Source organism: Oligosphaera ethanolica, assembly GCF_030814695.1.
Classification (GTDB): domain Bacteria; phylum Verrucomicrobiota; class Lentisphaeria; order Oligosphaerales; family Oligosphaeraceae; genus Oligosphaera; species Oligosphaera ethanolica.
In genome coordinates, this window is the sequence record NZ_JAUSVL010000001.1 from 2,945,668 (window position 1) to 2,957,263 (window position 11,596).

Here is an 11,596-nt window from a genome sequence, read left to right on the forward strand (position 1 = left end):
GAGGTGACGTGTTTTGCCGAGTCCAACTTGTCGTTAATCAGACGATCCACGGTGCGCGGGCGGGCTTGTGGATGAGCCGGTCGGCTTCGGGGTCGTTGACGAAGTGTTCCTTGACGGGGTCCCAGTGCAGCGTGCGGTTCAGGCGGTAGCAGATGATGCCGAGGTGGCAGACCGTGGAGCTGCGGTGGCCGATTTCCGGCGTGCAGATGCAGTCCTGGCGGTTGCGGATGCAGGAGAACCAGTTATCGAAATGGCTGCGGCTCTCGTAGAGACGGATGTCATTGATGCCCCACTTGGTGCGGATGAGTTCTTCGGGTTCGGTGTAGAGATAGCCGCGGTTGACGCAGACGCGGCCTTTTTCGCCGATGATTTCGAGGCCGGCTTCGGCGGGCTGAGCGCCGCCGCGGACCATCTGGGTGCCATTGGCATAGACGTAGGTGAGGCGTTTGAACTCGGATTCGCGTGGGGGGATGATGGTGACGGGGCCGGAGTCGTCCATGCCGAGGGCCCACTGGGCGATATCGAAGTGGTGGGCGCCCCAGTCGGTCATGCCGCCGCCGTCGAAGTCGGAATAGCGGCGCCAGGCGGGGAAGACGGCCCAGTTATCGAAGGGGCAGAGTTCGGCGTGGTAGGGTCGCCATGGCGCGGGGCCGAGCCACATATCCCAGTCGATGCTGGGTGGCGTGGGCTGTGCGGGCAGATAGCAGGGGCCGGAGGGATCGGCGACGTTGTTGACGAAGATGGTCTTGACCTTGCCGATGCGGCCATTGCGGACGAGCTCGCAGGCCAGGCGGAATTTCTGGTCGGAGCGTTGTTGACTGCCATTTTGGTAGACGATGTGGTGATGGCGGGCGGCGCGGATGATTGCCTGGCCTTCGTGGATGGACAGGGTCATGGGCTTTTCGCAATAGACGTCCTTGCCGGCCTGGCAGGCCAGGACGCTCTGGGCGGCGTGCCAGTGGGTGGGGGTGGCGATGAGCACGGCGTCGATGTCATTGCGGTCGAGAATGCGGCGGAAATCGCCGTAGGTATCGCAGCCGCCGTAGTCTTTGCCGAGGCGGTCGCGATAGCGGTCGTCGACAATTTTATGGGCTTTGCCGAGGCGGATGGATTCGACATCGCAGAGGGCGCTGATGCGGACGTCGGGGCGGCCGAGGAGGCCATGGATGTGCCCCATGCACATTTTGCCGATGCCGATGACGCCGAGGTTGATGCGATTTGACGGCGCGCTGTGGGCGTTGTGGCAGCTAAGCAAGGCGGGGACGGCGGCGGCGCCGGCGAGAGCGCCACTGCTTTTGAGGAAATCACGGCGATTCAGATGCATGATGACCGGTCCTTTGTCTGCGTGTTTGGCGAATTCATCGGGCAAAAACTGGTATTACAGCTGCCGGTTGCGGAAGTGCGGCGACAGTGTGAGGATGGCGGCGCCGACGGCTGCCCAGCAGAGCGTAAGCAATGAGTTGATAACGGGTATGCTGCCGACGACATTGGCGGGCGTGGCGTCGAAGGCAGTAAAGAGCGCGGCGGTGACGGCGTCGCGCATGCCGATGCCGCCGGGCGTGAGGGGGATGAGTGCGGACACATTGCTGATCTGGGTGCTGAGGAGGTAGTGGATGAAGGCCATGTGCTCTTCGAGGCAGGCCCGGCCAATGCAGAACAGGGCCACGCCGAGGATGAAATGGACCACGACGGATATGCCCAGCGCATTCAGGAGGGCGATGGGCTGTGCGCGATAGAGGTCGAGGCCCGTGGCCAGTTTGCTGAAGATGGCGACGATGGCGGTGGGGAGGCGGCGCGCGGCCCAGCCCGTCAGTGCTGCGCAGGGCCGCCAGCGCATGAGCTGTGCGCGGAACAGCAGCACGGCGTAGAGCACGGCGAGGCCGACGGCGCCGGCGAAGATGATGACGATGGTCAAGGCCAGCAGTGGCTGGGCGAAGACGAGGGCGCGGTGTCTGACGAGCATATAGGCGCTGGCGGCAGTGCCGATGACGATCAGGCCGGCCAGGCCGAGAATGCGGTCGATGATGATGCTGAGGACGGCTTCGGTGCCGCGGCCCTGGCTGTATTTGAGGACGTAGCCCATCTTGAGCAGGTCGCCGCTAGCGGCGCCAGGGACGACCGAGCAGAAGAAATGGCCGACGATGGTGAGCTTGAGACTGAGGCCGTAGCCGATGTGGACGCCTTGCACGCGCAGGAGGGCGATCCAGCGGTAGGCGCCGAGAAAATGGGTCGCGCCCAGCAGAGCCAAGGCGATGAGCAGGGGCCAGGGGCTGGCGGAGCGGAGGACGCCGCTGAGGTCGGCGTCCGTACGGGATATGGTCAGGTACAAAAGCAACGCTGCGAGGGCGATGCCGCCGAGACGCAGGACCCAGCCGAGGGCGCGGCGGGTTGGCGACGGGCCAGCGTTGCCGGCAGTGCCGGGGGGGCGGCTGGCGGTGGCATTGCGGCTGGCGGCGGCGTCATTCATGGCCATGCCTTGGGCTGGGGGCTGCGGCCGCGGCGAGGAGTTGTCGCCGTGGCCTGTGGGGGTGTGGGGGTGTGGCGATTATTTATCGCCGTAGCCTTTGGGGTGTGCGCAGCGCCATTTCCAAGCGGAGGCGACGATGGACTCGATGTCTTCGAACTGTGGTTTCCAGCCCAGGGTGGCGCGGGCGGCGCTGGAGTCGCTAATGAGTCGGGCGGGGTCGCCGGGGCGGCGTTCGGCGTATTCGACCTTGAAGTCCTTGCCGGTGACGGCGCGGACGGTGTCGATGACGGCTTTGACGCTGTGGCCCTGACCGGAGCCAAGGTTGAAGGCGCCGGAGTCGTGATTTTCGAGGGCGAGGAGGTGCGCCTGGGCGAGGTCGAGGACGTGGATGTAGTCGCGGATGCAGGTGCCGTCGGGGGTATCGTAGTCGGTGCCGAAGACGCTGATTTTTTCGCGTTTGCCTTCAGCGGCCTGCATGATGAGTGGAATGAGGTGGGTTTCGGGGCTGTGGTCCTCGCCGTATTTCTCGGTGGCACCGGCGGCATTGAAGTAGCGCAGGGCGGTGTACTGGAGGCCTTTGAGAGCGTGGAACCAGCCGAGAATTTTTTCGAACATGAGTTTTGATTCGCCGTAGGCGTTGATGGGCTGTTTGACTTCGGCCTCGGTGATGGGGATGTTTTTGGGCATGCCATAGACGGCGGCGGTGCTGGAGAAGACGATTTTGCGCACGCCGTGTTTGACGGCGGCTTCGGCGAGATTGATGCCGTTGCCGACGTTGTTGGCGAAGTATTTGCCGGGCAGTTTCATGGACTCGCCGACTTCGATGAAGGCGGCGAAGTGGATGATGCCCTCGGGTTTGGCGGTGGCGATGGCGTCGTCGAGGGTCGTAGCGTCGGCGAGGTTGCCCTGGATGAAATGGGCGCGGGGGTCGACGGCGGTGCGATGGCCGTTGAGGAGGGCGTCGTAGACGGTGACTTCGTGGCCGTGGTTGAGGAGGTACTCGGTGGTGCAGCTGCCGATATAGCCGGCACCGCCGGCGACAAAGATACGCATGGCTCAGATTCCTTCGCGTGGTTGTTTTGGCCCGTTGTTGGCGTTGTGCTCGGGCAGACCAGCGCCAGCGGCGGTGGCCTGTGGGGAGTGGAAGACGAAGAGGGTGACTTCTGGCGGCGCGAGGAAGCGCAGTGGCGGACCCCAGACGCCGCTGCCGCGGCTGACGTAGAATCTCATGCCTTCGGCGAACTGATGCAAGCGGCCGGGGCGCCAGCGGTGGGCGAGATTGACGACGAAATTGAAGGGAACGATTTGGCCGCCGTGGCTGTGGCCGGAGAGCTGCAGATCGAAGAAAGTCCGGGCCTGAATGTCGGGTGCGGGCTGGTGTTTGAGGAGGACCTTGAAGATGCCTGGGGCGGTGGAGGCGTTGGCCAGGCCGGCATAGAGGTCGCCGGCTTGCAGGCCGTTGCGGCGATAGACGGCGGGGTCGTCGACGCCGTAGAGCCAGAGCCAGTCGTCAATGAGGGTGCCGTTCTGCCGGAGGAGAGTCATGTTGGCTTCTTGGTGGAAGCGAATGCTTTCGTCGAGGCCGTTGTAGGCTTCGTGGTTGCCGAGGACGGCGTAGCTGCCTTTGGCGGCGCTGGCGGCGCCGAGGGCGATGGCCATGCGGTGTTCGCGGGGGCCGCTGCCGTCAATGAGATCGCCGGTGCCGACCAGGACGTCCGGCTGGGCTTCGCGAGCGAGGCGGATAATGCGCTTGAGCATATAATCATCGAGGCTCGGGCCGATGTGGACATCGGAGATCTGCAGGAGCTTGAAGCCGTCGGCGGCGACGGGGACTTTGTCGCTGACGATGCTCACTTCCCTGATGCGGATGAGCCGTGCTTCGATGCTGCCCCAGATGGTGGCGAAGGCGACGAAGCCCAGGGCGCTGTAGGCGGCGGCGCGTGGCGAGAAGCAGTAGCGCATGATATCACGGGCGCTGTCAGTGCTGGCGGCGCGGTGCAGCCATAGGCGCCAGGTGAGCAGCGAGAGATCCCACAGGTCGGTGAGTAGGAAGGCGGCAGCCAGCCAAAAACTCCAGGCCAGCCAGAGCCAGGCGATGAGCTCCAGCGCGCGTGGGGCGTTGCTGTGGCCACGGAAGGCCAAGCGCATGAGCAGCGGCAACAGCGCCATGAATACCATGGCAAGCAGCAACGCCATGGCGGCACCGGGCTTGTGCTGCAGCAGGCCGTTGCGGAGTTTCCACCAGTCGTAGATATTCAGGCAGACGATGATGCTGAAAAAAAGTAGAAAACCCATTGTTTATCCGCAGATTGACGCAGATTTTTTTATCCGCAGATTACGCAGATTGACGCAGATTTTTATTGTTGGTGCAGCCAGTGGGGCGAATGTGGCGCCCTCCGGGCGCAGGTCTAGGTTGTTGTCTTACCCCGGGTTGCGGCGCCCTCCGGGCGCCTCACCCGGGGTTATGCATGGTGCGGCCCTCCGGGCCGAATTTGGGCTGAGCTTATCGGGGTGATTGGGAAGGCCGGTCAGGTCGTGTTTTTTTGGGGGCGTTTGGTGTGTGAACGACAATGTGAAAAGTGCCCAAAAGTGGCATTTGCCTGGCTCCGGCCTCGGATGCATTGGAAGAAGAGGAAGAAACGGCTTTTTATCCTCAGAGAGCCGAGAAGAAGAGGCCCCAAGGTGGGGCCAGACTAAATGTCGATAGTGGTACACTTTCAACTTGGCGTTGACATGGTGAATGTGGCGCCCTCCGGGCGCAGGTCTAGGTTGTTGTCTTACCCCGGGTTGCGGCGCCCTCCGGGCGCCTCCCCCGGGATTATGCATGGTGCGGCCCTCCGGGCCGAATGATGAATGTGGCGCCCTCCGGGCGCTGGTCTTTTTTTTCTTTCCACCCCGGGTTGCGGCGCCCTCCGGGCGCCTCCCCCGGGGTTATGCATGGTGCGGCCCTCCGGGCCGAATTTGGTTTTTTTTATCGCGGACTGATCGGACTGATCGGACTGATGATCATCTCGTTTACTGGTAGAATACCTCGATGTCGGGCCATTCGAAGTCATCCGGTTGTTTTTTTCGTGAGCGGTAGCTGCGGCGTTTAGCGAGGATGCGTAGCAGGTCATCGGGATTATCGGGTGGCATCTCATCGAGCATTTTGCGCAGGGTGAGGATGAGATCCTGGGTATGTTCGCCGAGTTCGGCGCAGATGGGCAGGATAATCGCGTTGGGTTCGGTATCGCGGAGGCGCTGGAGGTTATCGGCGGCGGGTTCGAGGTCCATTTTATTGGCGACGATGACGGCTGGTCGTTTGAGCAGCGCATCTTCGTATTTGCCGATTTCGTCGCGCAGGGATTGCAGGTCGGCGAGGGGATCGCGGCCATCGACGCCGCCCATATCGAGGGTGTAGCAGAGGATGCGGCAGCGTTCGATGTGGCGGAGGAAGGCGTGGCCGAGGCCGACATTTTCGGAGGCGCCGGCGATGAGTCCGGGGATATCGGCGACGGTGAGTCGGCGGTAGTCGTCGGTTTCGACGACGCCGACGTTGGGGCGGAGGGTGGTGAATGGGTACGGGGCGGTTTTGGGCTTGGCGGCGGAGATGGCGCGCAGGAGCGTGGATTTGCCGGCGTTGGGGTAACCGACCAGACCGACATCGGCGATGATCTTGAGTTCGAGATCGAGGGTTTTCTTTTCGCCTTCAGTGCCGGGTTCCGCGGTGCGCGGAGCGCGGTTGACGGAGGAGACGAAGCGGCTGTTGCCTTTGCCGCCCTTGCCGCCCTGGGCAATGAGGAATTCCTGGCCGTCTTCGCAAAGATCGACGATGAGCTCGTCGCTGTTCTCTGGAAAAACCAGTGTGCCGAGGGGGACGCTGACGACGCGGTCGATGCCGCGGGCGCCATGCAGACGCTGGCCCGCGCCGCCGCCGCCGCGTTCGGCAGCCCAATGTTGCTGGAATTTCAGATCGACGAGGCTCTGCTCGCTGGATGACGCGCGGAGGATGACGGAGCCGCCATCGCCGCCATCGCCGCCGTCAGGGCCGCCCATGGGGACAAATTTTTCGCGGCGGAAGCTGGCGCAGCCGTTACCGCCGTCGCCGGCGGCGACGAATATTTTCACTCGGTCAACAAACATGGTCTATCCTGCCTGGGTATGCGTGCGTGGGCGTGGCCGCTGTGGGGTCGTGGTCAGTTGTTGAACTGCTGGCGCAGTTCTTCTTTTTTGTGGTCGCGGCGTTCTTCGAGAGAGCGCACTTCGACCGTGAGGTCGTTTTGGATTTGTTCTTGTTGGGCGGGGTCGTTGCCGGCTTTTTTGAGCCGGTCGACGGCGGCGAATTTTGCCTGGGCGATTTTCGCGTCGTAGAGTTTATCAATATCTGCGAGCTGTTCCTTTTGCTCGTTTGAGTATTGTTTGGTGTCGCCGCCGAGGCGTTCCATGGCCAGTTCGAAAGCGCTTTTCATCGCTGGTCCTTTGCTGGTGATTTGCAACGGGTTGGTTCTTCTGACGAGCCTATACTATACAGCCAAAAAACGGTCGCATGTCCTTGAATGCCGGCCGCGACACCTTAACTTTTGTATTTTACTGCCGGCTTGCCGTGATGGCGCTGCGGCGATGCGAGCGGCGGGTTGTTGATGTTGCAGGCGTGAGTTTTTTTGTGTCGCTGGCGGCGGTATTGGCCGCGTGGCGTGAATGATATGCAACAGCGGATTGAGAAGCAGATGGCGAAGGCCCAACGGGATATATACACAGGTGTCGAGATTGGCACGGCGAGTACGAAAGTCCTCATGGGCGAGTACCACAGCGGCGGCGTGCTGTCGCTGTTGGGCTACGGCGAGGCGCCGTCGGTGCAGATGTGCAAAGGCGAGGCGATCGACACGGTTTTTGTGGTCGAACAGGTCAAGCGCGCGCTAGCCCAGGCCGAAGAAAATGCCGACGCGGAGATCAGCGGGCCGGTTTTTCTGGCGTTGTCCGGCAGTTACTTGCGGACCTTGAATCATGTGGGGCGGGTGGTGATTGAGCGTGCGGACACGCGGATTTCGGAGGAAGACATGGTCCGCGCGGCGCACATGGCCAACGAACTGCAGCCACCGGCGAACACTCTGTCCTTGCATAGTTATACGCGGGTACACCGGTTGGACGACGGTCGGGAGGTCCTCAATGCGGTCGGCCATTCGTCGCGCAGTTTGGAAGTAGAGCTGCAGCACGTCGTGGCCAATCAGGATCGCCTGAAGACCACCTGCGGGCTGTTGGCGGACGCGCTGGGGCGCGGCGCCTCGACGGCATTTTACACGCCTTTGGCGATTGGCTGCGCCTGCCTGCCGGCGAACTCGGTCAGTGGTGGTCAGCTGTTGATTGACATTGGCGCGGGGGTGACGTCCTACGCGGTATTTACCGACCTGGGTTGTTATCATTGCGGGCAATTGACGGTGGGTTGCGAACAGATTGCCAATGACTTGGCGATAGCGTTCAATGCGCATATCAGCGTGGGGCGGAAGATGTTGCGGGAATTATCAGCGATGCATTGTTCGGCGGTGGCGCTGCATGACGGGCGCAACCGCATGGTTACGACTGCGCTCAGCCGCGGCGGCAAAGGCCGGGCCATACCGGCTTCGAGCGTCGAGCTGGTCTTGGAATTGCGTCTTAGCGAGCTGTTTGACGTGATTCGGCAGGAGCTGACGGCGGCTGGCGCCTGGTCCTGGACGGGTGGGAGCGTACTGTTGTCCGGCGGTGGGGCGATGATACCGGGGATTTGCGAGCTTGCCCAAAATGTCCTGCAGTTGCCGGCGAAAATTGCCCGGCCTTATTCGACGAGTGGGCTGCCGGAGATCGTCAATTCGCCGCGAAATATCACCTTGATTGGGCTATTGCGGTCAGGCCAGCGCGATTTGGAGATACAGCGCGCCGGGCAGCCGCCGGCGGGGTCTCTGTCGGAAAGTCTACAGTTGTGCCGGAAAGTATTTAAAGCGCTGGTGAATTGGTGAATATGACAACGTCCATTGATAGCGCCACGACGAACACGATGTCTGCCAATGTTTCCGGGGTGCCCCGTTGTGTTCTACTGGGTTTGGGGCAGGGCGGTTGTGCGGCGGCCGAGTATGTGCATAAGCACTACGGGCAGGGCAATCTGCAGTTGTTGTTAGCTGACACGGCCGAGGCGACGGAACCGCCGGCGTCGGCATCGGCGGCATCGCGGCGCTTGCTTTTTGGCCGCGAGCTGGCAGGTGGCGAAGGCTGTCACGGCGACCGTGCATTGGCGGCGGCGGCGTTTCAGGCTGATCAGGTGTTGTTTGGGGAGCAACTGGGGGCGTGCCGGTTATTGCTGGTGACGGTGACCTTGGGCGGTGGCACGGGAACGGGAGTCTTGCTGCCTTTGGTCGAGTATGCCGCCGGCATGGGCTTGCCGGTGTTGGTGTTGGCCAGCACGCCCTATTCATTCGAGGGTGAAGATCGGGTGCAATTGTCAGACGCTGAACGGCGGCGTCTTCAGGAACTGTGCCGGGCCTTCGTGGTGTTGCCGGCCGATGCTTTGCAAGGGACGATGCCGGCGGTGCCGGCCGTCGACGTGGCCTTTGGGCGGTTGGCCCTATGGCTGGGCGAAGTCGCCGCGGGTATGTTGCAGCCCTACATCAATCCTCTGCCGGAGCCACCGCTGGCCAAAGACAGCGCATCGCCAGCAATCGCGACCAGCAAAGGCGTAGGAGCGAAAGGTAAGATGCTCAGCAGCAAAGCGCAGGAGCAGCTGTTTTTCTCCTTCAGCGAGCTGTCACTGGGCATTTTTTCGGCAACGGAGCCCACGCGCTACAACGGTCAGAACCTCGACGTGCCGACTTTTCAGCGCCGCGGCATCGGCATTGATCGCGGCGACGGCGCCGAGTAGTGACGCGCAACACGTGACGCACAACGCGCAATGCGTGACGCGCAACGCGTGAAATATCGGTGCGCGCCGGCTGCAAGCAGGGTTCAGCTCACGTTTTCAACGACCATGACGATCATGGCTGGATATAAGCAAAAAGGAAAAAAGTCATGCAAGAGAAACTGCAGAACATCGCCAAGCTGTCACAGCAATACGGCGCGGACCCGGATTTTGTGTTTTTGGGCGGCGGCAATACGTCGGTAAAAGACGCACGGACGCTCTACATCAAGCCCAGCGGCGTGGCGTTGGCGACGATCCGGCCTGAGCAATTTCTGGCGATGGACCGTCAGGCGATCCGGGCTTTGTTTACGACGGAACTGCCGGCGGATTTGTCTGGTCGCGAAGCGGCGGCAAAGGCCGTGATGGACGCGGCGGTGCGGCCGTTGGGTGCTGGCCGGCCATCGGTGGAAGCGCCGGTGCATGAAGTGATTGACTACAGCTATGTCGTGCACCTGCATCCGGCACTGGTGAATGGCATGACCTGCGCGGAAAAGGGCAAGGACACTTGCGCAAAGCTGTTTCCCGAGGCGCTGTGGCTGGACTATTGTGACCCGGGCTGCACCTTGGCCTTCGTGGTCAAGAAGGCGCTGGATGAGGCAAAGGCGGCAGCTGGTCGGCAGCCACAGGTGGTCTTTTTGCAGAATCACGGCGTCTTCGTCGGCGCGGATAGCGCCGAGGAGATCTGCCGGCTCTATGGGCATATCGTGGACACGCTGAAAGCCGCCTACGCGCAGGCCGGCGTGGCCTTGGGCGTGCCGGCGCTGGGTGAGCCGGAGCGGGACTGCCTGCTGGCCAGCGCGCCGGCGCTGCGGACGATTCTGGGCACGGCGGAGGCGCGGGCGATCGTGCATTGCGTCGGCACTGGCGAAGCGCAGGGTGGGCCGCTGACGCCCGATCACGTCGTGTACGCGAAGAGCTTCGCGTATCGCGGCACGGCGGACGCGGCGGGCATTGCGGCGTTTGTGGCCGAGCGGGGTTACCAGCCGAAGGTGGTGGAAGTGCCTGGCAAGGCGCTGTTCACGGTCGGTGACAGCTTGAAGGACGCTCGGGCCGTGGCGGTGGCGCTGGCCAATGCGCGGCAGGTGCAGGCGCTGGCGGCGGCTTTTGGTGGCGCGCATTTCTTGAACGAGCGCCAGTATAAGTTCATTGAGAACTGGGAAGTGGAGTCATACCGGCGCAAAGTCAGTTTGGCGGCGGGGGCGGCGAGCCGTCTGAGCAACCGCGTCAGCGTGGTGACCGGCGGCGCGCAGGGCTTCGGCCTGGGCATTGCGCAAAGCCTGGCTGCGAATGGCGCGCTGGTGGTGATTGCGGACATGAATGCCGACGGCGCGGCTGCGGCCGCGAAGGAACTGTGTGATGCTTATGGCGCGGACCGGGCGACGTCCGTCGCGGTGAATATCGCCGACGAGGATTCGGTGGCGGCGATGTTTGCGGCGGTGACGAAGGACTTCGGCGGCGTGGACTTGCTGGTGGCCAACGCCGGTGTGTTGCGGGCCGGGTCGGTGAAGGAGATGACGAAGAAAGACTGGGATTTTGTCACCAACATCAACTACACGGGCTATTTCCTGTGTGTGAAATACGCAGCGAAAGTGATGGCCGCGCAGATCGTCGATGGCAAGGGGCTGTGGTCGGACGTCGTTCAGGTCAACTCCAAGAGCGGTCTGGAAGGCAGCAACAAGAATGGCGCCTACGCCGGGTCCAAATTCGGCACGATTGGTCTGACGCAGAGCTTCGCGAAGGAGCTGGTGACGGACTGCATCAAGGTCAATAGCGTCTGCCCCGGCAATTACTACGACGGGCCGCTGTGGAGCGACCCGGAGCGCGGCCTCTTTGTCCAGTATCTCAATACCGGCAAGGTGCCTGGCGCCAAGACGATTGAGGACGTACGCCGTTTCTACGAGGACAAGGTGCCGATGCGTCGCGGCTGCCTGCCGGTCGATGTCGCGCGGGCCATTATGTACTGTGTCGAGCAGGCCTACGAGACCGGCCAGGCCATGCCCGTCACCGGCGGACAGGTGATGCTGCACTGAGTTTTTTTCTATCCGCAGATGGCGCAGATTTGCGCAAGGGATTTTTTTTATCCACAGATTCCGCAGATTAGCGCAGATTATGGCGGCCTGTCTTGCCGCTGCGCGGCAATTCAAGCCGCCGATATAAGGGGGGAAGGCGCGAGGGCTCATTTTTTCTCACGCGAAGGCGCGAAGGCGCGAAGAGAATTTTTATCCGCA

General features: G+C 62.4%; 10 protein-coding genes. 4 read left to right on the forward strand and 6 right to left on the reverse strand.

The features are described from left to right. Positions 1-37: 37 nt before the first annotated feature. The 6 genes from J3R75_RS10190 to J3R75_RS10215 form a co-directional block, all read right to left on the reverse strand. On the reverse strand, positions 38-1,324 hold the full coding sequence (locus J3R75_RS10190) for a Gfo/Idh/MocA family protein (protein ID WP_307261419.1): 1,287 nt from the start codon (positions 1,322-1,324) through the stop codon (positions 38-40). A 54-nt stretch (positions 1,325-1,378) separates the two neighbouring features. Next, positions 1,379-2,467: a lysylphosphatidylglycerol synthase transmembrane domain-containing protein gene (locus J3R75_RS10195; RefSeq protein WP_307261420.1), complete on the reverse strand. Its 1,089-nt coding sequence runs from the start codon at positions 2,465-2,467 to the stop codon at positions 1,379-1,381. Positions 2,468-2,545: 78 nt separating this feature from the next. Then, on the reverse strand, positions 2,546-3,520 hold the full coding sequence (galE, locus tag J3R75_RS10200; protein WP_307261421.1) for a UDP-glucose 4-epimerase GalE: 975 nt from the start codon (positions 3,518-3,520) through the stop codon (positions 2,546-2,548). A 3-nt stretch (positions 3,521-3,523) separates the two neighbouring features. Beyond that, positions 3,524-4,762 (reverse strand): metallophosphoesterase, encoded by a 1,239-nt coding sequence (locus tag J3R75_RS10205; protein WP_307261422.1) that lies wholly within the window; start codon positions 4,760-4,762, stop codon positions 3,524-3,526. Positions 4,763-5,482: 720 nt separating this feature from the next. Continuing rightward, positions 5,483-6,589, reverse strand: a complete 1,107-nt coding sequence (obgE, locus tag J3R75_RS10210) for a GTPase ObgE (RefSeq protein ID WP_307261423.1) — start codon at positions 6,587-6,589, stop codon at positions 5,483-5,485. A 53-nt stretch (positions 6,590-6,642) separates the two neighbouring features. Then, positions 6,643-6,915: a hypothetical protein gene (locus J3R75_RS10215; protein WP_307261424.1), complete on the reverse strand. Its 273-nt coding sequence runs from the start codon at positions 6,913-6,915 to the stop codon at positions 6,643-6,645. A gap of 77 nt (positions 6,916-6,992) precedes the next feature. Here J3R75_RS10215 and J3R75_RS10220 point away from each other — a divergent pair, with 77 nt between their 5' ends. The 4 genes from J3R75_RS10220 (at position 6,993) to J3R75_RS10235 (ending at position 11,398) form a co-directional block, all read left to right on the forward strand. Next, complete coding sequence (locus J3R75_RS10220) at positions 6,993-7,148, forward strand: hypothetical protein (RefSeq protein WP_307261425.1); 156 nt, start codon at positions 6,993-6,995, stop codon at positions 7,146-7,148. 1 nt (position 7,149) lies between these two features. After that, complete coding sequence (gene ftsA / locus J3R75_RS10225) at positions 7,150-8,436, forward strand: cell division protein FtsA (protein ID WP_307261426.1); 1,287 nt, start codon at positions 7,150-7,152, stop codon at positions 8,434-8,436. A gap of 2 nt (positions 8,437-8,438) precedes the next feature. Then, entirely contained in the window at positions 8,439-9,332 is an 894-nt protein-coding gene (locus J3R75_RS10230) for a hypothetical protein (protein WP_307261427.1), read from the forward strand. 146 nt (positions 9,333-9,478) lie between these two features. After that, entirely contained in the window at positions 9,479-11,398 is a 1,920-nt protein-coding gene (locus J3R75_RS10235) for an SDR family NAD(P)-dependent oxidoreductase (RefSeq protein ID WP_307261428.1), read from the forward strand. The last annotated feature ends 198 nt before the right edge of the window (positions 11,399-11,596 follow it).

What these genes read in the sequence shown, in the direction of transcription:
- J3R75_RS10235 (WP_307261428.1), top strand. Translation starts at nt 9,479, where the DNA reads ATGCAAGAGAAACTGCAGAACATCGCCAAGCTGTCACAGCAATACGGC.
- J3R75_RS10195 (WP_307261420.1), bottom strand. Translation starts at nt 2,467, where the DNA reads ATGAATGACGCCGCCGCCAGCCGCAATGCCACCGCCAGCCGCCCCCCC.
- J3R75_RS10215 (WP_307261424.1), bottom strand. Translation starts at nt 6,915, where the DNA reads ATGAAAAGCGCTTTCGAACTGGCCATGGAACGCCTCGGCGGCGACACC.
- ftsA (WP_307261426.1), top strand. Translation starts at nt 7,150, where the DNA reads ATGCAACAGCGGATTGAGAAGCAGATGGCGAAGGCCCAACGGGATATA.
- obgE (WP_307261423.1), bottom strand. Translation starts at nt 6,589, where the DNA reads ATGTTTGTTGACCGAGTGAAAATATTCGTCGCCGCCGGCGACGGCGGT.
- galE (WP_307261421.1), bottom strand. Translation starts at nt 3,520, where the DNA reads ATGCGTATCTTTGTCGCCGGCGGTGCCGGCTATATCGGCAGCTGCACC.
- J3R75_RS10220 (WP_307261425.1), top strand. Translation starts at nt 6,993, where the DNA reads ATGTCCTTGAATGCCGGCCGCGACACCTTAACTTTTGTATTTTACTGC.
- J3R75_RS10190 (WP_307261419.1), bottom strand. Translation starts at nt 1,324, where the DNA reads ATGCATCTGAATCGCCGTGATTTCCTCAAAAGCAGTGGCGCTCTCGCC.
- J3R75_RS10230 (WP_307261427.1), top strand. Translation starts at nt 8,439, where the DNA reads ATGACAACGTCCATTGATAGCGCCACGACGAACACGATGTCTGCCAAT.
- J3R75_RS10205 (WP_307261422.1), bottom strand. Translation starts at nt 4,762, where the DNA reads ATGGGTTTTCTACTTTTTTTCAGCATCATCGTCTGCCTGAATATCTAC.